Annotated in this window: 25 protein-coding genes and 1 pseudogene; 18 read left to right on the forward strand and 8 right to left on the reverse strand. The window is 63.1% G+C overall.

The features are described 5' to 3' along the window. Positions 1-153: 153 nt before the first annotated feature. On the reverse strand, positions 154-675 hold the full coding sequence (locus tag I2487_RS04155) for an ester cyclase (protein ID WP_207169368.1): 522 nt from the start codon (positions 673-675) through the stop codon (positions 154-156). 64 nt (positions 676-739) lie between these two features. Between I2487_RS04155 and I2487_RS04160 the strand changes: the two genes are divergently transcribed. Continuing rightward, the gene (locus I2487_RS04160; RefSeq protein WP_207169369.1) at positions 740-1393 is read left to right on the forward strand and encodes a TetR family transcriptional regulator; all 654 of its coding nucleotides are present in this window, start codon (positions 740-742) and stop codon (positions 1391-1393) included. A 77-nt stretch (positions 1394-1470) separates the two neighbouring features. After that, positions 1471-1608 (forward strand): annotated as a pseudogene (locus tag I2487_RS04165) (histidine phosphatase family protein); the annotation flags it as partial. Between the two features lie 252 nt (positions 1609-1860). Here I2487_RS04165 and I2487_RS04170 read toward each other — a convergent pair. Continuing rightward, positions 1861-2505 (reverse strand): GntR family transcriptional regulator, encoded by a 645-nt coding sequence (locus I2487_RS04170; RefSeq protein ID WP_207169370.1) that lies wholly within the window; start codon positions 2503-2505, stop codon positions 1861-1863. A 118-nt stretch (positions 2506-2623) separates the two neighbouring features. On the opposite strand from I2487_RS04170, the gene I2487_RS04175 reads away from it, so the two are divergent. The 3 genes from I2487_RS04175 (at position 2624) to I2487_RS04185 (ending at position 7255) form a co-directional block, all read left to right on the forward strand. Further along, positions 2624-3628: a 1-aminocyclopropane-1-carboxylate deaminase gene (locus tag I2487_RS04175; RefSeq protein WP_207169371.1), complete on the forward strand. Its 1005-nt coding sequence runs from the start codon at positions 2624-2626 to the stop codon at positions 3626-3628. Between the two features lie 13 nt (positions 3629-3641). After that, a complete protein-coding gene (locus I2487_RS04180) occupies positions 3642-6062 on the forward strand; it encodes a thiamine pyrophosphate-binding protein (protein WP_207169372.1) in 2421 nt (806 codons plus the stop codon). A 635-nt stretch (positions 6063-6697) separates the two neighbouring features. Beyond that, positions 6698-7255 (forward strand): GNAT family N-acetyltransferase, encoded by a 558-nt coding sequence (locus I2487_RS04185; RefSeq protein ID WP_255545929.1) that lies wholly within the window; start codon positions 6698-6700, stop codon positions 7253-7255. A gap of 285 nt (positions 7256-7540) precedes the next feature. Here I2487_RS04185 and I2487_RS04190 read toward each other — a convergent pair whose 3' ends face one another. Then, positions 7541-7894: a DUF6176 family protein gene (locus I2487_RS04190; protein ID WP_207169374.1), complete on the reverse strand. Its 354-nt coding sequence runs from the start codon at positions 7892-7894 to the stop codon at positions 7541-7543. A 181-nt stretch (positions 7895-8075) separates the two neighbouring features. Between I2487_RS04190 and I2487_RS04195 the strand changes: the two genes are divergently transcribed. Further along, positions 8076-8909 (forward strand): class I SAM-dependent methyltransferase, encoded by an 834-nt coding sequence (locus I2487_RS04195; protein WP_255545930.1) that lies wholly within the window; start codon positions 8076-8078, stop codon positions 8907-8909. Positions 8910-9174: 265 nt separating this feature from the next. On the opposite strand, the gene I2487_RS04200 is transcribed toward I2487_RS04195, so the two are convergent. Further along, positions 9175-9420 carry a PspC domain-containing protein gene (locus I2487_RS04200; protein WP_207169375.1) on the reverse strand — a complete coding sequence of 82 codons (246 nt, stop codon included), beginning with the start codon at positions 9418-9420 and terminating at the stop codon, positions 9175-9177. Positions 9421-10312: 892 nt separating this feature from the next. On the opposite strand from I2487_RS04200, the gene I2487_RS04205 reads away from it, so the two are divergent. From I2487_RS04205 to I2487_RS04220, 4 genes are all read left to right on the forward strand, one after another. Continuing rightward, complete coding sequence (locus I2487_RS04205; protein ID WP_207169376.1) at positions 10313-11245, forward strand: hypothetical protein; 933 nt, start codon at positions 10313-10315, stop codon at positions 11243-11245. A gap of 370 nt (positions 11246-11615) precedes the next feature. Beyond that, positions 11616-11918 (forward strand): histone-like nucleoid-structuring protein Lsr2, encoded by a 303-nt coding sequence (locus I2487_RS04210; protein WP_207169377.1) that lies wholly within the window; start codon positions 11616-11618, stop codon positions 11916-11918. A gap of 218 nt (positions 11919-12136) precedes the next feature. Beyond that, a complete protein-coding gene (locus I2487_RS04215) occupies positions 12137-12388 on the forward strand; it encodes a DNA translocase FtsK (protein WP_207169378.1) in 252 nt (83 codons plus the stop codon). A 42-nt stretch (positions 12389-12430) separates the two neighbouring features. Next, positions 12431-12754 (forward strand): nucleoside triphosphate pyrophosphohydrolase family protein, encoded by a 324-nt coding sequence (locus I2487_RS04220; RefSeq protein ID WP_207169379.1) that lies wholly within the window; start codon positions 12431-12433, stop codon positions 12752-12754. Between the two features lie 136 nt (positions 12755-12890). On the opposite strand, the gene I2487_RS04225 is transcribed toward I2487_RS04220, so the two are convergent. Together I2487_RS04225 and I2487_RS04230 are read right to left on the reverse strand one after the other, a co-directional pair. Beyond that, positions 12891-13592 carry a GNAT family N-acetyltransferase gene (locus I2487_RS04225; protein ID WP_207169380.1) on the reverse strand — a complete coding sequence of 234 codons (702 nt, stop codon included), beginning with the start codon at positions 13590-13592 and terminating at the stop codon, positions 12891-12893. Positions 13593-13738: 146 nt separating this feature from the next. Then, positions 13739-14092, reverse strand: a complete 354-nt coding sequence (locus I2487_RS04230; RefSeq protein WP_207169381.1) for a DUF1801 domain-containing protein — start codon at positions 14090-14092, stop codon at positions 13739-13741. A gap of 253 nt (positions 14093-14345) precedes the next feature. Between I2487_RS04230 and I2487_RS04235 the strand changes: the two genes are divergently transcribed. The 3 genes from I2487_RS04235 to I2487_RS04245 are packed head-to-tail and all read left to right on the forward strand — an operon-like array spanning position 14346 to position 16390. Further along, on the forward strand, positions 14346-15038 hold the full coding sequence (locus I2487_RS04235; RefSeq protein ID WP_207169382.1) for a histidine phosphatase family protein: 693 nt from the start codon (positions 14346-14348) through the stop codon (positions 15036-15038). Between the two features lie 24 nt (positions 15039-15062). Further along, entirely contained in the window at positions 15063-15623 is a 561-nt protein-coding gene (locus tag I2487_RS04240) for an Rv2134c family protein (protein ID WP_207169383.1), read from the forward strand. Continuing rightward, positions 15623-16390, forward strand: a complete 768-nt coding sequence (locus I2487_RS04245; protein ID WP_207169384.1) for an Rv2133c family protein — start codon at positions 15623-15625, stop codon at positions 16388-16390. Before I2487_RS04240 ends, I2487_RS04245 begins: the two co-directional genes overlap by 1 nt. A 42-nt stretch (positions 16391-16432) precedes the next feature. Here I2487_RS04245 and I2487_RS04250 read toward each other — a convergent pair whose 3' ends face one another. Next, a complete protein-coding gene (locus I2487_RS04250) occupies positions 16433-17086 on the reverse strand; it encodes an SDR family NAD(P)-dependent oxidoreductase (RefSeq protein WP_207169385.1) in 654 nt (217 codons plus the stop codon). Positions 17087-17380: 294 nt separating this feature from the next. Between I2487_RS04250 and I2487_RS15445 the strand changes: the two genes are divergently transcribed. From I2487_RS15445 to I2487_RS04270, 5 genes are all read left to right on the forward strand, one after another. Continuing rightward, positions 17381-18211, forward strand: coding sequence for a UbiA family prenyltransferase (locus I2487_RS15445; protein ID WP_255545931.1), 831 nt, complete (start codon positions 17381-17383; stop codon positions 18209-18211). After that, complete coding sequence (locus I2487_RS04255; RefSeq protein WP_255545932.1) at positions 18208-19659, forward strand: phytoene desaturase family protein; 1452 nt, start codon at positions 18208-18210, stop codon at positions 19657-19659. Before I2487_RS15445 ends, I2487_RS04255 begins: the two co-directional genes overlap by 4 nt. Before the next feature lie 52 nt (positions 19660-19711). Beyond that, positions 19712-20944, forward strand: a complete 1233-nt coding sequence (locus tag I2487_RS04260) for a saccharopine dehydrogenase family protein (RefSeq protein WP_207169387.1) — start codon at positions 19712-19714, stop codon at positions 20942-20944. Between the two features lie 166 nt (positions 20945-21110). Further along, a complete protein-coding gene (locus I2487_RS04265) occupies positions 21111-22172 on the forward strand; it encodes a type IV toxin-antitoxin system AbiEi family antitoxin domain-containing protein (protein WP_207169388.1) in 1062 nt (353 codons plus the stop codon). Further along, on the forward strand, positions 22159-23070 hold the full coding sequence (locus I2487_RS04270) for a nucleotidyl transferase AbiEii/AbiGii toxin family protein (RefSeq protein ID WP_207169389.1): 912 nt from the start codon (positions 22159-22161) through the stop codon (positions 23068-23070). The genes I2487_RS04265 and I2487_RS04270 overlap by 14 nt, the downstream gene beginning before the upstream one ends. Before the next feature lie 228 nt (positions 23071-23298). Here the strand turns inward: I2487_RS04270 and I2487_RS04275 are convergent, their stop codons facing one another. After that, on the reverse strand, positions 23299-24483 hold the full coding sequence (locus tag I2487_RS04275; protein WP_207169390.1) for a protein kinase family protein: 1185 nt from the start codon (positions 24481-24483) through the stop codon (positions 23299-23301). Positions 24484-25247 lie beyond the last annotated feature (764 nt).

The raw sequence follows: 25247 nt of genomic DNA on the forward strand, positions 1-25247 counted from the left end.
ACGGCTGCGAGCCCGGCGGCGCTCACCTCGATCGGACCCGGTCGAGGTCAGCGTTCAGCGAAGCGGAGGCGCCGAGCGCATTCACCCGCGCCGCGACGATGCGTCCCGGGGCCGTCTCAGTGAGAGGCGCGAAAAGCAGTCCCCTAGATCGACCTAGTACTTGGCGGCCCTCGACTTTTCGCGGCGGGTCGCGAGAAGCATGCGTCCCAGGTACATCGGCGTGGGTGGGGTCCACCCGAGTTGCTGACCCATTCCGAGATCGTCACGGTTTGCCCAGTGCTCGGCGACCCTGCCGTCCCTCATGCGCAACCAATGCGTCTGAGTGACCGCGAAGGACCGGCCGCGTGGCGGGAACGCAGCTGCTACCTTGGCATCCGGCCCGTAGCTGACGAACGGACCCGTCTGCCGCCCGGACATGGTGCTGTGGATGACCACAAGCTCGCCGTCGTGGACGACCTCGTGGACCTCCCAGGCCAGGTCGCTGAATGCGGCCCGCAGCCACGAAGCGGAGGCGAACAGGGCGGCTGGCCCCGTTCCACGGGCCTCCGGTGGCTCCGCCAGAGCCTCTCGGTTGACTGCGTCCTCCGTATAGAGCGGCCGAAAGTCCGCCAGGGTGCCTGACCCCATGGCGTGCAGCGAGGCGACGGCGACATCTGCATCAGTGCTCGTGGTCATCTGAATCATCCCCTAGTATTGGCGACCAACAGACTGTATCGAATACAAGGAGACTGTAATCAAAGTGGCACCGAAGGTCAAGGAAAATGCTCGGTCCTACGACAATTCGAATCGAGCGGCGCAGGCGGCAGCCAATCGCAGAAGCGTGCTGGACGCCACCGCACGGCTCCTGGTCGAGCAGGGATACAGTTCCATGACACTGGCTGAGGTGGCCAGGACGGCGGGCGTCTCCGTGGAGACGGTGTACAAGGCGTTCAAGAACAAGCCCGAACTCGTCCGTCAGGCACTGGGCGCAGCGGTCTCAGGGGACGACGAGCAGGTGGCCCTGATCGAGCGCCCCGATATGCAGGCTGCCCTGCACGAAGGAGCGGGCGACCGGATCCTCAGTGCCTTCGTGGTGGCTTCCACCCGCATCCTGACGCGCATCGGACCGCTCCTGGCGAGCGTGCTGGTCGCCGGACGAGCCGGCGAGCCCGAGCTGCAGAAGATCGCCGATGTGGCTGGCCGAGAACGGCTGGCCGACTTCACCCGGATCATCGAGGCGGTGGCAGCTACTGGAGACCTGGACCCACGCCTCGACGTAGCCCACGCGGCCGACGCGATGTGGAGCATTGGATCCCCGGAGGTCTATTTTCAACTCACCAGCGATCGCGGCTGGACCGACGAGGAGTACCGCGACTGGCTCACCCGCACCCTGCAGAGCACGTTGCTGCGCTGAGAGTGCGACGCTCGCACCTCGTGCTCCCTGAGAGCCCGCGCGCACGCCATCCCCGCCCGGGTGGTCAGGCTGAACGGATGGCGACAGTCCTTCCTGCGCGGCACGGCCGCACCACAGCAAATGCCACCGGCCCGTTGGCCGGCAGACCCGCCGAGGTCGCCCTGAACCAGACCGGGCGTGACCAGGCAGCCCTCACGGGAGAACGGCTCGCGGCTGCACGCGATGGGCACTGGAACCCGCCCAGGGTGATCTTCTCGCTGAGTTCTCGCTCGGACTGTTGTTTGAAGGCACGGGCACATACTTCGTGGGACTCAACGCGGAGACGGAGTTCCAACTGAGTCACGGGGACGACGCACGTCGCGTCATTCTGGATTTCGCCACCACCTAGTGCTCCACGCACGTTTCCTTGAGCTAGGGAGAACCATCCCTCACGCCTCTGCGCTCGTCTACACCTGAAATCTCACCTTTCAGCGAGCCCCCAATGCGAGCCAGTTTCTTCTGGCCAGAGCGGCAGTGCCTTCTGCGTCCCCCGAGCCAGCCGCAGCGATGATCTCCTCATGCTGGAGCACAGACGCCTCCGCCTGGGCGGAGTCGAAATGCAGATACTCGGCACGGCGCAGTACCGGCATCACCTGCTCCAGCTGGGCGGCGAGTACATTGTTGCCGCTGCGGTCGATGAAGACCTGGTGGAAGACGTCATCGGCAGCGACGCAGTCCTCGGAACTCCGCGTCCGCCCGCCACGGGACAGGGCCGAGTTGGCCTCACGCAAGGCCTCCAGGTCCGTGTCCAACAGGCGCGGCACCGCGAGCTTCACCGCCAGGGCATGCAGTTCAGCAGCGACGACCCTCGCCTGCTCTACCGCTTCCGGCTCATAGGGCGTAGCCATGGTCGTCCTGCCCGGGACTGCGGTCACCAGACCGGTGCGCTCCAGGCGCAGCAGCGCCTCGCGAATGGGGGTCCGGGAGACGCCCAACCACTCCTGCAGGTCACCGTCCACCAGCTTCTCACCCGGCGCGATCTGACCGCGCACGATGGCGTCGCGGATGGCCCTGTAGACGTCCTCACGCAAGAGGGAGCGGCGTCGCACAGGGCTGGTGTTGGGGACTGGCATAGAGAAATCCTATGCGACCCATTGACATCCCACACTCGGCAATATGCAATATATTGCAACTCGCGGAACGAGTGAGTAGACCGGCAGCCGCTGATACCAACAAGCTAAGGAGGCCGACATGGCCTTGTCCGACTTCGAACGCTATCCGCTGACCTTCGGCCCCAGCCCCGTCCACCGCCTCGAGCGGCTGACGCAGCATCTGGGTGGAGCGCAGATCTGGGCTAAACGCGAGGACGTGAACTCGGGCCTTGCCTATGGGGGAAACAAGACCCGGAAGCTGGAGTACATCGCTCCGGACATCATTGCCTCGGGCGCGGACACTCTGGTCAGCATCGGGGGCTACCAGTCCAACCACACCCGCCAAGTCGCCGCCCTGGCTGCGAAGCTCGGCCTGAAGGCGCGGCTCGTCCAGGAGAAGTGGGTGGACTGGCCCGACGCCGTCAATGACAAGGTCGGCAACATCCTGCTGTCCCGATTGATGGGTGCCGACGTGACGCTCAGCCCCGCGGGGTTCGACATCGGCATACGTTCGAGCTGGCAGGAAGCCATCGCCGAGGTCGAGGAGGCCGGAGGCACCCCCTATCCGATTCCGGCGGGCGCCTCCGAGCACAAATACGGCGGACTGGGATTCGCCAACTGGGCTTATGAGGTCGAAGAACAGGAACAAGAGCTGGGCGTCTTCTTCGACACCATTGTGGTCTGCACAGTGACCGGATCCACCCACGCGGGAATGATCGCCGGGTTCGCTGGACAGGAGCGGCCTCGCCGAGTGCTCGGGATCGATGCCTCGGCCACCATCGAAAAGACAAGGGGCCAGGTGGCAAAGATCGCACGACATACCGCGGAGCTCATCGGGCTGGGCCGGGATCTGGGCGATGATGAGATCACTGTGCTCGAGGGCTGGGCCGGAGATCTCTATGGGATTCCGGTGAAGTCCACACTGGAGGCCATGCGGACCACCGCCCAGCTGGAAGGGATGATCATCGACCCCGTCTATGAAGGCAAGTCCATGGCGGGGCTGATCGACTTGGTGCGCGAGGGCGAGATCGGCCCAGACTCCAACGTGCTCTACGCCCACCTGGGCGGGCAGCCTGCCCTGAATGCGTATTCCGGAATCATCTGAGGAGTGACCCACCATGCAGAATCCCGACGAGCAGGGCCCTAGCGGCGTCGACGAGGATGACCGCCAGTTCGAGACCAGCGTTCAGCGCCATCCCGCGCCGAGCGTGAATGAGCGTCCGCTCTCCGCGGCTTCTTCCTTCAGCGGGTCCACCCTCGACGCCGTGGCTCAGCGGGTGCTGTGGCTCTCCACCGCGATCATCGACGCCGCGAACCGGGGTCGCGAGACTCCCGGTGGCATCAAGGTCGGGGGCCACCAGTCCTCCTCAGCGTCGATGGTGGGCATCATGACGGCCCTGTGGTTCGCCGAGCTGGGTTCGAAGGACCGAGTTTCGGTGAAGCCGCATGCCTCCCCGGTGCTGCATGCGATCAACTATCTGCTGGGAGACCTGGACGAGAAGTATCTGCCCACCCTGCGATCCAAGGGCGGGCTGCAGTCCTATCCGAGCCGCTCCAAGGACCCGGACACAGTGGACTTCTCCACCGGATCCGTTGGCATCGGCGCCACGGCACCGGTGTGGGCGGCACTATCCCGGCGGTATCTGCAGGACCATTTCGAGCTCCCGGAGGGCGGCCGGTTCTACAGCCTGCTGGGCGACGCCGAGATGGACGAGGGGGCCGTGTGGGAGGCCATCATCGATCCCGAGGTCCGCCAGCTCGGAGACGTGGTCTGGATCGTGGATCTGAACCGGCAGTCACTGGACCGGGTGATCCCAGACGTGCAGATCCAACGCCTTCAGGGGATGTTCGCAGCCGCCGACTGGCAGGTGTTGACCTGCACCTGGGGCAGGCGTCTCCAACAGCTCTTCAGCCAGCCCGGCGGGGAGCTGCTGCGGCGTCGGCTCGAAGAGATGCCTAACCAGGAGTACCAGCGACTGCTGCGCTCTCACCCGGACGAGGCCGCAGCCAGGCTGCTCGGAGACGGACCGGACCCCCAGCTGGCCGAGCTGGTCTCAAGCCTGGAGCCCCGTGACCTGGCAGAGGCCCTGCGGGACCTCGGGGGTCACGACATCCAGGAGCTTCTGGCCACCTACCAGAAGATCGACGACACCCGGCCCACCGTCATCTTTGCCTACACCATCAAGGGGCGCGGCCTGGCCACCGAAGGCCACCCCAGCAACCACGCCGCCCAGCTGACCGAGGAACAGATGCGTGAGCTTGCCGCGCTCTCCGGGACGAACCTCGACTCCCCCTGGGGGCGATTCCCCGAGGGGACGGATGAGGCTGCGCTCTGCTCGGAGACCGCTCAACGGCTGAGCCGCCCTCCGGTGCCGCAGACCAGCGGCATTCCGGTGCCTCAGGAGCTGAAGTGGAAGCACAAGCAACAGACCTCCACCCAGGCCACGCTGGGCCGGCTGCTCTCCGACCTGAAGCGCGCCGACCCCGACAACGCCCGCCGCATCGTCACCGTCAGCCCGGATGTCGCCTCCTCGACCAACCTGGGCGGTTGGATCAATAAGACCGGGGTGTGGTCACTCAGCGAACGCCGAGACTGGTTCTCCGACGACGACGAGACCGTGCTGCACTGGCAGGAGAACCCGCACGGTCAGCACATCGAGCTGGGGATCTCCGAGGTCAACTTGGTCAGCCTCATCGGCGAGCTGGGCGCCACCTGGTCCCGTTGGGGCGAACCGCTCGCCCCCATCGGGGTCCTCTATGACCCCTTCGTCCCGCGGGCCCTGGAGCCATGGATGTTCGGCACCTATGCCGGTGGCCAGTCGATCCTCGTGGGAACCCCGTCTGGGGTCAGCCTGGCCCCAGAGGGCGGTGCCCACCAGTCGATGAACACGCCCTCCATCGGAATCTCTACGCCTGGGTTGGACTATTGGGAGCCGGCTTTCGCACAGGACCTGGAGTGGAGTCTGCTTGAGGCCATCTCCCACCTGGGACGGCCTGGTGGGCGGTCCTCCTATTTCCGGCTCTCCACTCGACCGGTAGAACAATCCCTCGCCGCGCTCCCTGAAGATCCGGCCCTCTGGGAACGACGGCGACGCCAAGCCCTGGCCGGGGGCTACCGGATCAGCACCCATCCAGCCGAGAAGGATGATGTGGTGCTCGTCGGCGCAGGGGCGGTGATTCCCAACCTCTGCGAGGCCGCAGAGACCCTGGACACCCACGGAGTGAAGGCCGGTATCGTGAACGTCACCAGCCCGTCCCGGCTCTTCCAGGCGATGCGTGCCCGGGACTCCCTGGAACCCGGTCCAGGGACTGCGATCCTGGAGCAGCTCTTTCCCACAGCACACCCCGCTCCACTGATCACGGTGCTAGACGGTCACCCGCATGCGCTGTCCTTCCTCGCCGGCGTGCGCGGAGACCGCACCAGGACCCTGGGTGTGACCGAGTATGGGCAGTCCTCCTCCCTGCCGGAGGCCCATGCCCTTCACGGCATCGACGCCGGGACGATTACCTCAGCCGCACTGGATTCACTGGGCCGCTGAGCTCCATCAGGGCGAGGCAGCACTCCCGGGCGGCTGCCTCTGAGGGCGTGGAGGTGAAAGCCACTCCCCCACCGGACCATGGGAACTCCCCAAGACTTCCCCTTCGATCGGGTCGATCAGGCTATGGCAGCGGTCGTGGCGGGCACCGATGGTGTCGCCATACTCAGCCCTGCTGCTCGCGTATCGGGGTAAGCCGATGGGCACGTGCCGCGCTCTTCACCCAATCCCGAGGTCAACACCGGGGATGCGGTGATTTCACCGTGCAAGGATATTGACCATGACGAATGCTCCGAGTGGTTTCGAATATCGAATAGTCGGTGAGGGCGAGGTCATCATCACTCACTGGGGACGCCGCGCGACGACATTGCGGGGTGCGACCGCTAAGGATTTCCTTCTGGACGTCACGAAGCAGGACCCCCAGGAGCTGATGGCCCGAGCGACGGGCAACTACAAACGCGGAAATGAGCGTACGGCCAAGAACCACCCGCGCAATAGGACTCCCTGATCTCACGCGGAACGAGACTTCCCAGAGGATTCAACTGCACCGTGGTTACCGACGTCCCCGTGGCGAGGCTACGAATCAAGAATCGCCGGGCAAGAAGTCATCCGGTGCCTGTAAGTGCCAGACTGAGCCTATGAACATGTCCCGTCCTGTTCGCTCCTGGCCCGCTGAGCCGCCAACCAGCGGGAATGTGGAGCTACGACAGTTCCAGGCAGGCGATGCAGACATGGCCATGGAGCTCTCTCAGGACCCGTATGTACCCAAAACCGGGACGCTCCCCGGACATGCCACCGCAGAACAAGCCGGGCAGTGGATCCAGCGGCAGCAGAATCGCCTCACCGACGGCGCAGGGTTCGCGTTCGCCGTCATTGCCCGAGATCAAGAACGCTGCGTTGGTTTCATGGGTTTATGGTTGCAAGACCTGGCCGCCGGCCGCGCGCAACTTGGGTATGGAATTGCTCCGCCATTCAGGGGACACGGGCTGGCCTCGGATGCTGTCCACGCGGTCACCGCCTTCGGGTGGACGATACCGGATCTACACCGTATCGAGCTCTACATTGAACCCTGGAACACGGCCTCCTTCAAGGCTGCCGAGAACGCAGGATACCTTCGCGAAGGACTCCTCCGATCCCACCAAGAGCTCGGCGGAGAACGACGAGACATGTTGATCTACGCGACCTTGCGCCCGTGAACGTATGCACATCATTGCCTCCTGATGCCCAGACACGGACCGATGCCCTCGTATCCGCACGCCTCTGACGGGTCATTGATGTGGATCGGCTCCGCTACTCCCCTACACGGAGCGACGCGACGTGGAACCGTCTTGCCGAGGCGGTCGACCCAGCGGATCTGCTGTTGAACGGGTCGCCGACGCCGGGCTCGGCCCAGCCCAGCCCAACGGCACCCCTGAGTCTCGAGGCCGAAGCGTTCTCCAGATAGCGCTTATTCCCGTATGCGCTGGCCCGGACGTGTTTTTCTACGTAAGCGGGCGCATGGCGTCAAGGACTCGGGTCGGCATCATCGTCACCTGCGCCGTGAGGTCAACCGGGGCGAATTCGGGGTCGATGCATGACTCCCAAAACTCGGAGTGCTTCTCGTCGAGCCAATGCGAGGACTCGTGAAGCTCTGCACCGCCCTCGCCTTGGACGCTGTACCAATAGAGATAATCTACGCCTTCAAGGGTTTCCGAGAAGATGGTCTCCACATACATCTTCTCCGGTTCGAGGGTCTCCCGGACTGCCTCCATGTGGGATCGCAAGAACTCCATCCATTCAGCGACTTTCTCCTCTCGTCCTCGTCGGACTCGGAATCTAGTCAGTTCAATATTCATGCAGCGAGTCTTTCAGAGGCATGCATCCATTGCCTATGCCTCAAAGGGGCACAGCCTCCGTACGCTGGTCGAAGTATGCGCACGCCAGAGGGTCGTTCATGGAGAGTCCATACCTCACCGACCACTCGTATCGAATGGCGGAGAATATCGAGATCAGGCAGCGCAGTGCCAGACTCTCACCATGGATCCTCAGGAGCAGCCCCAGATTCGGACACCCTACGAGGGTGGCAACGAGAGCCAGGGAGGATCCGAAGAGGACTTCCTCGGGCACCTGGAAGCCGCCCATGCCGAGGCACAAATGGTCGGCTGGGACTTCTCGAGGCTGGGCGACGATCTGATTGCCGACGACCCCTGGTGGGACTACGAAGCCGACTGCTTCCACGCTCTGCAGGACGCGTGCGTCGGTGCTCTCGATCTCGGCACCGGCGGCGGTGAACGACTCTCGACACTTTTGGAGTCGCTCTCAGAAGAATCCGTTCCGCTGCCTCGGGTGATCGCGACCGAGGGGTGGCCGGCGAATGTCCCCGTCGCGCGAGCACGCCTCGCAGCCCGAAACGTCGCCGTCCTGGAGTATGACTCCGATACCGGAGAGCCCCTGGACCTGCCCAGCCGGAGCCTGGACCTGGTAATGGCTCGTCACGAGAGCTACGACGCTGCCGAGGTTGCTCGCGTCCTCGCCCCCGGGGGCAAGCTCCTGAGTCAGCAGGTGCACGGCCTCGACGCTCCCGAGATTCACGAATGGTTCGGGGGTGAGTACCTCGCCCCCGACGTCAGAGCTGAGATTCACGCACAAGCGCTCCGTGACGCGGGACTGCGGATCGACCAGGTAGATGAGTGGGCAGGCACGATGCAGTTCTCGAATGCCGCCGCACTAGTCACCTACATCGGGTTGGTCCCATGGGATGCCCCTGACTTCGCCGTCCGAGCCCACGCCCCGCGACTTCGCGAACTGAGCGCATCGGCACCGATCGTTGTTACCCAGCGCAGGTTCCGCGTCTATGCCACCAGAGCGTAGCGACTTTCGTTGAGTCTGGCACGCCAGCGCCGTCGTACTCAATCCTTGGTGTGGTCACTCACCCTTGGGCTTCGCTCAGCAACCAAGTGTCGACGAGGTCGGGGCAACAGGTATCTCTGCGAGAAATACACCATACTCTTTGGCGAGTCGCACGGAGGTGGACGACAGAGAGCGTGCTCCGTGTCTCACAAAACTACGCTTACTGAGACACGGATTAGACCAGACCGGACACATTCTCAGTGTCGTGACGTGGTCGAGTTCATTTCTAGCGTCGGTTTTCTAGGGCCCGCTCCAACGGGATGCGACCGTCTTGCCAGGGCGTCAAAGCCCACACCAACAGATACGCTCCTAATCCCAGGACCGGAAGCAGGAAAGACAACAAGATCAGCAAGCGGACCAACCACACGTTGAGTCCGAACTTCTCGGCAAGGCTTCCCCCGATGCCTGCGACGACACGTCCAGGACCACGCCGGAAACCGAGGCTGCGAATGAAATCAAAGAATCGTCCCATGCCTCACATAGTACGCGCGTTCCACCCGGAGACCCCGGTGCCGCCGCCATGGGCCGGCCAACCGCCACCGGCGGGAATCCTGCTGAGTTTCTTCTCCTCGAGGTGGACCATGTGCGCGGGCCGGTAGGCCTGGAACCGCGGCGACCGGCGCCGCTGGTCCCTCACCTCAGAGGGCGAGATCCCGCGGCCGGGAAGATCCCCAGGTGGTGCAGCCCTCGGGTCACGCTGAGCCCCAAGGGCTCCACCCAAGGCCTCAGTAGGCACAACGGGTGCCGACAATCGAATCAAACACTGTTGCGCGTCCTGGGGATCTCACTTGAGGCCCAACCCTCCTGCGAGTTGCCTCGCTCTGGAACGAATGGACTCTGCCCTCGTGCCCGAGAAACTATGTTGGATCGAGACGCTCAAAGGAAGCTACCCGCCCCACGGACCTGTCCGGAGTCCCTAACCATTGGCCTCTGGGGGATCACTGAGTCCAGGACGGATCATCGGCCCAAGACCATAAGCCGGTCCACGATCAGTGCGCCCGCCGAACCACCAGAAGCAATGCGCTTCGCGAAAAAAAGCGCTTAGTAAGTAGAGAGCATCACCGCGATTGAATTCGACTCGCCGCAGGGATATTAATCTCTGAATTCTTACTCCCACGATAAACTCATGCGTGGATCGGTCAACATAATCTGACTAAATTTATTGACTGCAGCCTCTAAAGGCAACAAAGAAGCATGGACGTTACGAACCAAATATTAGGCTGTACTCCACCGCGTGTAGGTGACTAGAGTCTGTCGGTCGTCGAGATCGCTGATCAACTATTCTACGCCGTTTCGAGTTGGGTACACCGTCAGATAGATAGGGTCTCAAGACAGTGAGAGAAAAAGAAACTTCCCTGAAGGACATGACACTGAAGACCACTGGTCTTCTTGGAATCGCCCTGCTGGCACTGACGGCGTGTGGCGAAGACGAAGGAACCAACACTTCGACACCCGACACTGAGCAGGCTGAGGACGACAGCGACGCTCAGGACGGTACAGGCAGTGAGCCTGCTGAGACCGACGAAGAAGCAACCTCAGACGAGAACGACGACGATGACTCAGAAGAGGCCCCAGGGATCGAAGAGATCCACGAGGATCTTTGGGAATCGTCCCTGAACCAGGAGTCCGTGTCCATCAGCGCGGATGTACTTCTCAGCGCCATAGGTGAAGGTTCTGAGGCGCTGGAACAGGGATCCGATGGAGAAGGCGACGACGACGAGGTTATTCAGGTAGAGATCTCCGGAGACATGGACGGCGACGGCTACACCTACACGATGGCAGATGGCGTGATCGATCTCCTCGTGTTCAGTGATGTAGCCCTTCAGAGCGCGGACTCCGTGGTCGCTGAATACGAGGGATATCAAGACGCGGAACAGGGCGCATCGCCCGAGGAGCTGCGGGAGGCGGTGGAAGCTGAAGGTGATTGGGTTGATATCACCAGCCTGGCTGCCCAGTTCGAGACTCCGCGTGGGTTCATCGAGAACTTCCGTGCCAGCATGATGGCATCCTCCGACGGGGAGGACCTTTCCGACTGGGATGCACAGGGCGAAGTCGATACCCACGACGGCGAGGATGTCTGGGTGTACAGCGAGGAAGGCAACGAGGAATCGCTGGAGATCATTGTGCGCGCTGATTTCAGCGAGCCGGTCTTGATGGAGATCCGCGCCAATAACGCAGGCCAGGAGACATCGGTGACGTTCACCAGTTGGAACGAATCCGACGCGCCAGACCGCCCCGCAGACGAGACAATCATCAGCGAGGAAGAGTTCCAGGGAATCGAGGACTCTATGTTCTAAACGTCAACACGGGTTCGAACGACCGCGAGGAATGGTGACCTTCACGCATCTGACCCTGCGCGGGAGCTAGACACACTTGAGCGCGGCCCGCTTGAGACTTAGAAGACCAGAAACTCGAGTGGACCGTGCCCAAGAGGCGAAACAGGGGGCAGCGAACGCCCATCGGTGCGTTCTCCGAGCTTCTCGTTGCGTTGGGAAACCATATTTTTACCTGGTGAATCGCTGGGGATTGGCCTGGTCTGGTCGGATTGTGATTCCTTAAGTGCTTGAGATTAGATAGATCTTCTGCAGGACCGTTCCCCTGCAATAAGAGATCCGATGGACCAGGCATCGGCCTAGAGTCCTCGGCGAGATAGCGAGGTGTTTTGAGATGGCTCAGAAGGTAGAACTAGTTCTAGTGGATGATCTCGACGGAAGCGAAGCCAGGGAGACCGTCACATTCGGACTCGATTCCCGGTTCTATGAGATCGACCTCAGCGATGACCATGCCAAAGAGCTGCGCGAGACGCTGAAGAAGTACATCCGCAAAGGACGCGCGATCGCACCGCCTTCCCCGCAGAATGAGGCTCGCGAGATCCGTGAGTGGGCGGTGAAGAACGGCCACGAGGTCTCCTCGCGAGGTCGGCTTCACCGGGACATCGTCGAGGCCTATCGCAACGCGAAGAAGCGGTAATCATCCGAACAGCACGCTAGAGACGAGTGTGGCCCGGCCGGAGCAGTCAGCTCGGGTCGGGCCACACTCGCCTCAACTCACACAAAGTCCGTGCCGCGCGGCGCAGCCGAACCTGGCAGCGAGCCTGCGAGGACGGTGCACCGAGATCGGAAGTCTTTGCTCTGCTGAGGAATAGCACGCCCTTCCATGGGGGTCCATAGAACTGGGACGGTGGATCGATGGAGAACAATGATCTCGACGTACTGATTCAGGCCACGGAACTCGTGGTGACCACCCAGTTCGGTTCGACCTCGATGCTCCGGCAAGAGCTTGGCATCCCCCATTCCAAAGCCGAGGGAATCATGAACCTCATGGAATCTCATGGCCTAGTCGGTCCCGACCAGGAATCCGAGACTCGTGAAGTGAAGATCCCCCCTGGCAGCCTGGCGAGCACCATCGACCATCTCAAACGAGAAGGTGGCGCAGCATGACCGACGGACGTCCCCTGGGACAGGGTCGGTAGCATCGGACAGATGCACCTCAACGACATCGCCCACCGCATCGAGAACCTCTCGGCCCAGTACGCAGAGATCTACGGGATCCATCGCTCTGCTGAGTGGGCTCTCCTGAAACTCACCGAGGAACTTGGGGAACTCACCCAAGCCCACCTCACCGCGACGGGACAAAGCCGAGACCGCGGCCTGACCCACGACGAACAGCAGCAGGTCCTCGCCGCTGAACTCGGAGACGTCCTTGGGATGTGTCTGGTCTACGCCGAACAGCTCGGGATCAACCCAGAGACGGCGATCGCCGACAAATGGTTCCAATACGAAGAGATCTCCTCCACGGCCGAGTGACGTCGTCGCACTCCGGTATCAGCTCAGCAGCCCGACGGAGCGCCACTCCTCGGCCCGGCCTTCCGCGTCACGGAACCGGAGGCTTCGCATCCCGACCAACGCAGCTCCCTGAACCGTGCACGGTGATCAACAGCCGCTAGCCGTTCAGTGCGACGGCCGCTTGAACACCGAGCGGGGTGTATCCCAAGCGTTGCGCAAGCACGCGGGATGCCTGATTTCCCTGACGGCTTCGCCACTGCGCGATCAGTCCGGCCCCCAGAGCCGCATCTGTCGCCGCCGCTGCGGCGGCGTAGGCGAAGCCTGCTCCTCGGTGCTCCGGATGAGCGAGGACCCCCATCTGGGCGAGTTCGGAACGCCAACGAGAGAAACCCGCGATCGCAGCAGGATCTCCCGCCGGATTCAGCGCGGCCCATTGGCACTCAGTCTCCTCGAGGCCACTCTCCTCCCACTCCGCTGCACTGACGCCGGCCCGCATGGTGGCCAGGTCCAGCGGCCGTGCGGGAATGACGCTAGATGGGCTGGATCGAGGACTGCGCTCGGCGAAGAGCAGATCGGCGCTACCGATGGGGTCAGCGGAGGCAAGCATGCCGGCGAGTGCGTCCGCATCGAGGAGTGACTCCCGAGAGACATCGCCCAGCCGGTCCAGAATCTTTGCAGGCGCAGCGACGAGACCGAAACCGTCGACCCGCACGACGACGACGGCTGTCAGGTCCGCCCGCTCGACGAAGACCCACTCGTCTCGGCGGATGTCCGCGGGAGGCACCCCGAGCGCATTCGCCCAGGCCGTGACGATGCGTCTCCGCGTGATGTCGGTAAGGGGCTCGGACAAGGACTCCATCTCCCGACTCTAGGGCGTGACCTGTCGCTGAGATAGCCACAGGGTGGCTAGGCGACAGGTGCGATGAGCATGCGCCAGTACTTGGTGGTGGGCCGGGCTCCAGCGTCTCCGGAACCCGGCCCACATCTCACCTAGGGCCCCTTGGCTCAGTCGACTACCGAATGGACGATCTCGGCGATCCGTCTCGCGGTGTTCTCGTCCAAGGACTCGAAGTACCACGCGGCCGGCATCAGGGCGCCGTCCACCCCACCTGCCGGTCGAAAAGCCGGCTTCTCGGTGATGGCAAGGTTCAAGCGCTCATCGTTGCGCAGCGTCACCAGCGCCGGGGAGCTGGCCGCCTTCGCATAGGCGGGCATCCCGTACCAGATCCGAGGCTTCAGAGTGGGTTCCGCGGTCATGATGATGTCATGCACCTGCTGCATCACCGACCGTCGCGGCTCGTCCATCTTGGAGATTTTCTCGATCACCTGAGAGAGATTCTTCTCGTCTTTGGAAGACATTTCGCGTCCTTTCGCCAGCCGATGCCAGGCATCGGCGGAATGAAGTTGGCGCATCGGTGCGCCGCACCCCATCTGGACATGTCCTGAAACGCTCAGGCCTCTCCGCGATGATTCACGTGGTCGTCACGTGGAAGCGCTATGGGTGGCGCGGGCCACCACTATAAGCGTACCCAACCTGTGAGACAGACACACCGCTGGAGGGGCGGTACACACGACTCCCCCGCTCCACAGCCCGGGTGGATAGGCTGAACGGATGGCGACAGTTCTTCTTGTGCGGCACGGCCGCACCACAGCAAACGCGACCGGCCTGCTGGCCGGCAGGGCCGAAGGCGTCGGCCTGGACCAGATCGGGCGCGATCAGGCCGGGCTCACCGCAGATCGGCTCGCGTCCATTCCCCTGGCTGCGGTGGTCTCAAGCCCGCTCGAGCGTTGTCAGCAGACGGCGCAGCACATCCTCGACCGGCAAGCGGGCACGCCCTCCGCGCCGCTGGATCACGATCTCATCGAAGCCGACTACGGCACGTGGCAGGGCCGGCTGCTCACCGACCTTGCCACCGAGGAGCTGTGGCCGCTCGTGCAGTCCCAACCCTCCGCCGTCGTCTTTCCCGAGGGTGAAGCCATGGCCGCGATGCAGGCTCGATCGGTGGCGGCGATTCGCCGCCATGATGCAGCCATCGAGGCCGAGCATGGGCCCGAGGCCGTGTGGGCTGCGGTCAGCCATGGCGACATCATCAAGTCGATACTCGCCGACGCGCTCGGCATGCACCTCGATCTGTTTCAGCGCATCAACGTGGGCCCCGCCTCCGTGTCGATCGTGCGCTACGGCGCCAGCCGGCCGAGCGTCCACGCGACCAACACCGATGCGGGCGATCTCTCATGGCTCTCGAAGGGCATTCAAGCAGGTGACGCGCCGGTGGGTGGCGGCGCAGGGCATCAGACACCCTGAACCACATGCGCCTAGAATACTGATATGCCTACACGTGTTCACGAGTTTGACTGGCCCGATCGGGCCGTCGTCGGCACCATCGGCCTTCCCGGGGCGCGCACGTTCTACCTGCAAGTGCGCTCGGGGGCGCAGCTGGTGAGCGTCGCGCTCGAGAAGCAGCAGTCGGCCCTCCTCGCGGAGAAGATCGACGAGATCCTCGACCAGCTCATCACCGTGGAGGGCAACCCCTTCAGCGTTCCCAGAAGCACTCCGCCTGAACTTGTCGACAACGACCAGCTGGAGACCGTCCAGGAGAACTTCCGCACCGGCGCGATGAGCCTGGGCTGGGATCCCGCCACGGCCCAGGTCATCATCGAGGCCTACCCGATCACTGACCTCGAAGAGGACGACGACGACGACGCCGGACCGCCCTACGAGGACGAGGCTCAGGACACTGAGATGCTGCTGGTGCGGATGCCGGTGGGCTCCGCCCGCGCATTCGCCAAGCGCACCCGTGAGGTCGTGGGTGCCGGACGCCCGGCGTGCCCGCTCTGCGGCTACCCCATCGACGCCGACGGGCATACCTGCACCGCTGCCGAGGGCTGATGTCGGCGACGGACCTGGTGACCGCGGAACTGACGCTCACCGGACGTATCAGGACGGCGTCGAACGCCACGTTCCTCGGCAGCATCGGCGAGGTGAACGTCGTCTACAAGCCGGTGGCCGGGGAAAGCCCGCTGTGGGACTTCCCCGACGGCACTCTGGCACAACGGGAGGTGGCCGCCTACCTGGTCTCGGAGGCCCTCGGCTGGGGCGTGGTCCCGCAGACCTGGCTGCGCGATGGTCCCCTCGGTGAAGGGATGGTCCAGCTCTGGCAGGAGCAGGACCCCGACCAGGGCGCCGTCGACCTGATCGCCACCGAGGACGTGCCGGAGTCGGGCTGGAAGCATGTGCTCGAGGGACAGGACCAGAAGGGCCGGATGGTCACCCTGATTCACGAAGACTCTTCCGCGCTGCGACGGATGGCCCTGTTCGACGTCGTCGTCAACAATGCCGACCGCAAGGGCGACCACATCCTCGCCATGTCTGACGGCCACCGGCACGGGGTGGACCATGGACTCACCTTCCACAGTGACCACAAGCTGCGCACGGTCCTCTGGGGATGGGTGGGAGACGCCCTCACCGAGGAGGAACGCGACGGCATCGACCGGGTCAGCAACGGGCTCGACGGAGACCTGGGTGAAGACCTGGCCGAGCTGCTCAGCGCCGAGGAGGTCGCGGCACTTGCTGATCGCTGTGCCGGGTTGCGCTCGGCGCGAGTGTTTCCGGCTCCGGCCGGTGAGATGTCACCGGTTCCCTGGCCGCTGTTCTAAAGACGTTCGCGCGCACGCCCAGTCTCAACGTCTCGGCCGCGCCTAGAACGCGGTGCTGGGCAGATCCTTCTCGCCGTCGACGATCGCGGTGATGATCCGCGCAGCAACCTGGTCTGGATCCAACGGCGCTCCGAATCGCGGGGCTGACCCGGCGATCGGGTGCTCGGACAGCGAAGTGCCGGTGTGGCCTGGGCGGGCATCCAGGAGGCGGACGCCTGCGCGACGATACTCACGCCCCGCTGCGAGGACGAAGGCCGCGAGCCCAGCCTTCGACGCCGAATACGCTGCCAGCCCGGCGACCGGGGTCTCTGCGACGACGCCGCTCAGAGTCACCACGAAGGGCTCCCGTCCCTCACGTGCCGAGGCCACGAGGTCGGACTGGCTCTGAGTGATGAGCTGGATCGCACTGGTCGTGTTCACCGCGAACAGTTCATCCACCGTGGCGGGTTCAAGCTCGGAAGCCGCCCCGAAGGCGACGACCCCGGACGCGACCACCAGCCCGTCGAGCCGTCCGTGCTGCGCCTTCGTGGCATCGAGCACCTCTCGAATCACAGAGGGTTCACGGAGATCGTGCCCAGCAGACTTCGAAGACCGGGCCACGATCGCGCCCTGACTCTCCAACTGGTCGGCGATCCGCGAGCCCAGCCCGCCGGTAGCGCCGACGACAAGAACAACCGCACCCTGAAGATCAGTCATGGGTAGACCTTAGGTCACCTGCGGCCGGTAGCGCCGAATAAGTCGATTCGCCAAACTCGCACGGCGGCACGCGCTGGTCAGGGTGATCACAGCTCAGAGTTCACACTCGAGTTCACAGCCGGTACCTGACGTAGCATCGTGATGACGGTCCTCGCCGCCGTCGGCGACTAGACACCACAGAGCCAGGCCACCGGCGAAAACAGGCCTGTAGTTCATTCAGGCACCACTACGTGCCGAGGCAGAAGGGGCTCCACCGTTAAAACTCATTCCGGAGCTGAATCCGTCTTCCAACGAATGGTTCATATCTCCCGGCCCGTGCTGTGGATCAACACCCTGGGTCCCGCCGTCCTGGGAATGTGGCTGACCGGTGACTTGTGGAATTGGGATGCCCTGGCCTTGCTCCTCTGGCTGACGCTGCCGTTCAACCTGCTCATCTACGGCGTCAATGACATCTTCGATCAGGACACCGATGCGCTCAATCCGCGTAAGGGGTCTCTAGAAGGCGCCCGAATTCGAGCTGCTGAGGTTTCCTCGATATGGGTCGCAGTTCTTGTCACCAATCTTCCGTTCTTGGCTTACTTTGTGTGGGCGCTGCCGATTGATGCACTCCTATGGATAGGGCTCTACCTGTTCGTGTTCATCTTCTATTCGGCACCACCGTTACGATTCAAGGCCCGCCCCTATCTGGATTCGCTCAGCAATGCCGCCTATGCACTGCCGATGGTCTTTGTCCCGTTCGCTCTGGGAACGGGTCCGGTCTGGGCCGCGGCGGTGGCGCTGATGGCATGGAGCGCGGCGAAGCACACGTTCGACGCAGTCCAAGACATCGACGAAGACAAGGCGGCCGGAATCACGACCACAGCAGTGCGCCTGGGTGTCCGCGGGGTGGTGCTCTGGAGCGGACTCTGGTGGATGGCAGCCACCATCGGGTTCGCAATGGTCAATGTTCCGGTCGCGCTGGTCAACGCGCTCATCAGCGGAGGTCTGCTCTACGTGCTGTTCCGCTCCCCCCTCGTCTCCACCGCCCATGGTCTGTACCGCTACTCCATCGCCTTTCCCTACGTCGCCGGAACTGTGGCCGGCATTCAACTGGCCGCGGCGCTGCTGCTGGGGTGGTACCCATGAGCCGCGTCGTGGTGATCGGCGGTGGAGTGGCGGGCTTGACGGCGTCGGTGCTCTCAGCCTGGGCAGGACACACTGTCACGCTTCTGGACGCGAACTCGACGCTGGGCGGCAAGAGCAGCCGCATCGAGGTCGGCGGTCAGACCATCGACACCGGCCCTTCGCTGTTCACATTCCCGACCGTGTGGCAGGAGCTGCTGCGCCGACTAGACCGCTCCAATCAGGATCCATCCCTAGTGGCCGAGGAGACGGCAGGCCTGGACCTGGAACGGCTTCCGGAAGTAGGCAACTACTACTTCCGCGGGGAGGTCTGTTCGCTGCCGGTTCCCCCGGGACACCCGTGGCACGCTGCGTGGGAGCGTTTTGCTGCGCTGCACGCACCCATCGGCCCGGATGTGACCCAGCTTCTGACCACGGCCGTGATGGCCCGCGAGGCACGCCCCTCCCTGGCTCGTCTGGGGCGACTCTACGGCCGCCGACTCACGACCCGCAGCTATCTCGACAGTCTGACCTGGCTGCCCGACGGTCTGCGCGAAGTGATCGCCATCCACACACTCAATGCCGGGGTGGGCCCGTCCCGCACCCCGGCACTGTATGCCAGCATGCCTGCGGTGATGGCCCAAGACGGGGTGTGGGTGCCGCGGGGCGGGGTCCACGAACTGGTGCGGGCCCTCGAGCGGCTGGCGCGGGCTGCCGGGGTCGATGTTCGCACCGAGGAGCCCGTCCTTGCCCTGGAGCGGGGACAGGTCACGACTGCCCAGAAGGTATATCGGGCAGACGCCGTGGTCAGCGGCCTGGACGCCGACCGCCTCGAGGGTCTGTTGCCTGGACGCACACCCCGTCCACCGCGGAAGCTCTCCTGTTCAGCGGTCGCCATCTACGCCACGCTCAAGCGTCCCTTTCCGGCGGATACGCCGCGGCACAGCGTGGTTCTGCCCGAGGATCCGCAGGCGCTCTACGCGAGTCTGGAGGCTCAACGCGAGCCGGACCAGACGATGGCGTTCCTCAACTACTACCCTGCATCTGACTCAGGCCCCAATACAGCCGATACCCTCGCGGTGCTGCTGACGGCGCCCTCCAATGGACAGCGCTATGGCCTCGAGAACGAGTTTGTCGACCGAGAACTTCGCCGGGTGTGGAACGCGGCGGGACTGCCCGGAAGTTTCGACACGTCTGTCGAGGAAAGCACCATCCTGGATCCGAACTATTTCAGTCTCGCAGGCTCTTCCGGGGGTGCCCTATATGGACCGGTTCGCCCTCTGATCAAGAGCGGGCCCCTGCACCGTCCAGCTCACCACAGCCGCAAGCATCCTTGGCTGTGGCGGGTAGGCGCCTCGGTCCATCCGGGCGGCGGATTGCCCGCAGTGATGGGCGGGGCCATGATCGCGATGGACGGGATGCTTCGCGCACTGGGCCCCGGGGCTGGGGGTGACGGGGCGCTTCAGCGATAGAGGAATGCACTCCCGGGTGCCGGTCCGGCCTCTGCTGTGGAAGACTGCCGGCATGGAGGATCCCACGCGCAACCACGACCTCGTTCTCTTTGGTGCGACCGGCTTCGTCGGGGAACTCATCGCTGGATACCTTGCGCAGCACGCTCCACCGGACCTGCGAGTGGGACTCGCGGGGAGGTCGAGGGTGAAGCTCGAAGCCCTACGGTCCAGACTGCCCGTCGCCGCTCATGACTGGGCCATCATTGAGGCCGATACGGGGCGCCCTGACTCGCTCGCGGCAATGGCCACGGGCACCAGAGTTCTCTTCACCACGGTGGGCCCCTACGCGAAATATGGGCTGTCGGTTGTCGAGGCGTGTGCCCGCGCCGGCACCCACTACGGGGACCTGACGGGAGAGGTGTCCTTCGTCCGTGAAGCCATCGACCGTTGGGATGCCCTTGCGAGGACGACAGGTGCACGGATCGTCCATGCGTGCGGCTACGATTCCGTCCCGTCGGACCTCGCGGTGCTCCTCCTGCACCAGGCCGCGCAGGCTGATGGCGCGGGCGGGCTGACCGAGGTGCAGCTCGTTGCCACGGCGAAGGGCGGTGTCAGCGGCGGCACCATCGAGTCCATGCGTGGGCAGCTCGACGGTATCCGGACGGACCCTGTGCTGCGATCGCTTGCGGGCGATCCCTACTCCCTCAGTCCAGACCGGACGGCGGAGCCCGCGACCCGGCAGCCTCCGGATCTGGGGTGGGTCGGCCGTTCGGATGACGGCCGCTGGGCCGCGCCCTTCATCATGGCGTCGGCGAATACGCGGATCGTACGTCGCAGCAATGCCCTGCAGGGTTGGGCCTACGGTAGGTCCCTGCGGTACGGCGAAGTGATGGGTATGGGGCGAGGGCCTGTCGGCGCCGTCACCGCCGGGGCGACGGCGCTTGGCCTGCGGCTCTTCGGAGCCGCACTGGCTCTACCCGTCACGAGGAGATTACTGGACCGTGTCCTTCCCTCGCCCGGAGCGGGCCCGAGCGAGGCCGCGCGGCGCTCAGGCTGGTTCCATTCCCAGGTGACGGCTTCCACGGAGAGCGGCCAGCGCTATCGTGCCATCGCAGCCGGGCCCGGCGATCCGGGGTACGCCGCCACCGCCGTGATGGCCGGGGAGACAGCGCTCTCACTTGCCCTCGACGGCGACCGTCTGCCGCCCGCCACAGGATCGCTGACCCCGGCGACCGCCCTCGGCCACGTTCTGGTGGAGCGGCTGCGCGAGGCAGGCCATACCTATGAGGCCACGTCCCTCGCCTGACGCCGGAGGTGAGCATTGGTCGTGCTGTGCTCAGGGGCTCGTACTAGACGTTGAACCTAAACTCCACCACGTTCCGTAGCCGATTATCGTGTCTCGGGATTCTCAGCACGTGCCAAATCGACCCAAGAAGCTTGGAATGTATCTCCCAGAACGATACACTTAAAGCATGAAGTCGAACGATGCTCTCCGCATCCTCTCGGAGCTCACTGCGTACCAATGGGGCATGGTGACATCGGCCCAAGCCAGCATGCACGGCATCACCCGACTTAACCTCTCCCGACTGACCGAAGCTGAACATCTCAATCGTCTTGCACATGGCGTCTACAAGGATTCGGGCGCACCGAGCAATCAGTTTGAGGACCTGCGTGCAGTTTGGCTTAGCACTGACCCCAAGGTCATGGGCGAGCAACGGATCCAGAATTACGCTCACGGGGTCGTTGTCGCTGGAACTTCCGCGGCCCACCTCCACGAGGTCGGGGATCTGTGGGCCGACCACCACGAGTTCGTATCTCCAAAGCGCCGCCAAAGTCAGCGGCGCGAGATTCGCTACCGTCAACGAACCCTGAGCCCCCGTGATGTCACGCTTGCGCACGGCCTCCCAACCATGACAGTTGAGCGCACCCTCGCTGATCTTGTCGAAGAAGTAGGCGACCTTAGTCTCGTTGCCGACACACTTCGCGACGCGGCATTCAAGCGCACCCTGGACCTCGAACGACTGCGCGAGCTGCTCTCCCCTTTGGCTGAGCGCAATGGATTCAAGAGGCGCGACGGAAACGCCCTGCTCAACCGGCTGCTCGAGACCGCAGGGCTCGACGCGGACGCTGTCGCGCGACGAGTAGCGGCGGACTCCTCACTCGGATCCCGTGTTGCAGCGAGCTACCTGGGCAATCTCAGTAAGGCAGATCTTGATCACCTTGTCACGACGCCAGAGATGCAAAAGTCGATGCGCTCGTTCCAAGAATCAATGGCCAAGATGCTTCAAGGTGCGCTGTGGCGTGAAACACCCGCGCTGAGCGCGAGCGTGCATGCGTCGATGACAAACCTGATGAACAGTGGGGCCTTCGACACCATCACGAAGAGCCTCACGGCTGAGCTGGCTAGGAGCGATGCGATCAGACGTCTAACCGACGACTGGGGCAAATCACTCAGTGATCGCATTGCTTCCAGTCCGGAAATACTCAGGGAAATTCGTTCGCCTCAGAATGTGGACCACGATGACCCAGCATGAGCCCTACTCGACTTCTCGCGGCGTCGAGAGCGCAATCAAGGAGGCTGCTAAGCGGCAGGCGGCAGGTCAGCCATCTCTCAGCGTCAACAAGCGGATCCAGTTGGAGTATTTCAATCGCTTTCTGAGTCGAGTGTTCTCAGAGCGCGACGGCTCCGAGTGGGTCCTTAAGGGAGGCACCGGCATCCTCGCACGGGTACCCTCAACGCGATCGACCCAAGACATCGATCTCTACCGCAAAGGCTTCACTCTTAAACAATCTCTCGATGACTTGAACCGACTTGCCGCGCTCGACCTCGGCGACCACTTCCGCTTCGAGTACGCGGGGCACACTGACTCGATCGGTAATGACGCCCAGCCTTACACCGAGGGTTACCGAGTGAAGTTCAACATCTTCATCGGGCTCGCCCCGAGGGGCACTCTCCATGTCGATCTCGCCGTGGGCGCTGGCGTGACCGGAGTCGTTGTGACAAAGCGACCTGCAACCGCGCTGGACCTACCCCGTTTAGCCAGCAACCCGTACCACCTATATCCGGTCGTCGATCAGATCGCTGACAAAGTCTGCGCGACCATGGCCAACTACAGAGAGAGGACCTCGAGCCGCGAGAAAGACCTCGTCGACCTAGTGGTCCTTGCCGCCACGCACGACATCGATGGGACCAAACTCCGTATTGCGATCACCACGGAGACTCGTCGCCGGACCATGAAGGAACTCACTCGCTTCGCTGTGCCCGCAACGTGGGGAGCGGGATATGCCAACCTCAGCAGTTCCGTACCGCACTGTACCGACTACGCCACGGTAGACCGCGCGAGCGCACTCGCGGGTAACCTCGTCGACCCGGCCCTCTCAGGTGAGGCCGATGGCAAGACGTGGTCTCACACCTTGCTCGACTGGGCCTGAAAGTTGGTCCCGCAACTCAACTTGCGCTCATACTCAGCGCCCCAATGATTAAACATTGAATCTAAATTCCACCGAGCTCCGGTACGGACCAACCTCTGCTCGAGCAATACCACGGAGCTCCCGCGCGCGAATGCCACCGCGGGTATAGGGATCCACCCGTACACGCCAGAGGCTTTAGTGCTTGCTTGCGCAACTTGTACCCCACCGTGCAGCTGGCACTCCTGTTGACTAAGCAGGTACACCCTTCGCATCGACTTGAAGGGCTTCCACGTCCGCAATCAGATCGATGACCCGCTGATATCGCTTGTCCGGTTGAGAATCGATGCATTTCTGGACAATGTGCTCGACCGAAGTGGTTGCGGTCCTCCCCACGTTCTTCCGTCCAGTGAATATGTAGAGCAGGACGAATCCGGCAGCGAAAATGTCATGGACACTTTCGAATTCCTTGAAGGATCCAAGAGCTGGGTCAAGCTTGGTGCCTTTCAGTTCCGTCTCCGTCACTGTGAACTCTGAGCCCTGTCGCTTGGCCAACCCAAAGTCGGATAACTTGACGATCACCGCAGAACCGCCGAAGGTTCGCAGGAGAACGTTCCTTATGCTCAGATCACGATGAAAGTGACCTTTTGAGTGAATATAATTCAGGCCGTAGAGGAACTGGAGAGCGATGCGTTTACGAGTCATCAGGCCGAAGCCTGGCTGGTTGTTGCGCTTGGCCACATGCTCTTCCAACGTCGTATCGCAGTGCTCCATGGTGTAGGACCAGTCCGACGCCTTGAAACGGTAGACCTCCAACACATACGGGAACTGTAGTTCCTTCATCAGTTCGAACTCCCTGCGGAACCGTTCCTTCTCCCGGTCATCAGCACCGGGCTTGAGCTTCTTACGTGCGAGCTTCATGCCGTAGTTGGGGTCGGTGAAGCGATGCACCACTGCGAAGGCCCCTTCACCGATGGGGGTCAGCTTCACCGTGTGTGAGTCTGTCAGCTTGACCGTCCGGTCCCCGAGGCTGAAGACGGGGGCATAGCTTTCCACTTGAATCGGAGTGAACCCTTCCGGGATGGCACTACCGCCGCTGGACGTCAACCACGATGGAGCGTTCTCAATGACACGCTGATACTCCGGACTCACCACGAGTTCATGACCAGCCTTACTCAGAACCTTGCGGGCCTCAGTCACCTGGTCAATCAGGTCCCGAAGGCTTCTGGAGTTATCGGCGTTGAAGTGGCCGCCACGTCCATCCCGAGATTTGTAGTTCATCCACTTGAACTCTGCATCCAGACCAGCGTGTATCGCGGCAAAAGCCCGAGGCGCCGTTTGCTCACGCCGGTACAACTCTAAATAGGTGCGGTCAATGTCCTGGTCGTAGAACGTTCGCTCGAAGCGCTCCACCCGCTCCTGTTCCATAGTGTTCATGGGGTAAGGCTAACGAAACCGGCATCCTCGACCGGGGAAGCCACACGGCCCCGCAACTTGGAGCGAAGGCCCGGCACCACCAGGTCCTACCGTGCCCGAGGAAAGGTGTCGTGGCGCGGGCGCTCTCGCAGGTTGCACGACTAGTGCAGCGCGTTCGCGCTCCGCGACCGTACGCAAGTCGCCAATTCGCGAAGCGACTGCTGCGGAGAACGGAAGACCGCGCATCACTGACTCCAAATAGTCCCAGTCAGGATCACCCACTAGAGGCACTGGAAGCAAGATCTCGGTCCGTTTCATCCGGGTCAGGTTCCACTTGTAGCCATTACTTGAGACGCAAACGTCCAAATCGGATTATCGCAGCGACGAACAGCAGTACCCAGCGGCTTACTTCGCGCTCGGGAATGAGGACCTGAAAGCCGTCCGACGAGAAGAAGGGTTCGTCCTAGTAGAACGCGATCCCCACCACATCCCGGAGCCGAGTATCCCCTGTCTGGCCCCACGTACCGCACCACCGTCGCCAGCGGGCGTCCTGGGCCGACGACCACAACCGAATACAAGACCATCGACTAGCGACGTCCACTGGACACCAAGCCGTAGGACAGGTCGGGCTGAAACCTACTCGCGCATCTGACCCACGGACGATAGAGGTTGCTAGTGCTAGATGGCCGCGCTGAACACAGGTTCCTCAACCGAGTTCATCCGGTTCCCCACCTTCGGTTTGACGGAACCGCCGACTGTTCGCGGTGGCAAACTGGAACGGGGAC

Source organism: Nesterenkonia sp. E16_10 (assembly GCF_017347085.1).
Lineage (GTDB): Bacteria > Actinomycetota > Actinomycetes > Actinomycetales > Micrococcaceae > Nesterenkonia.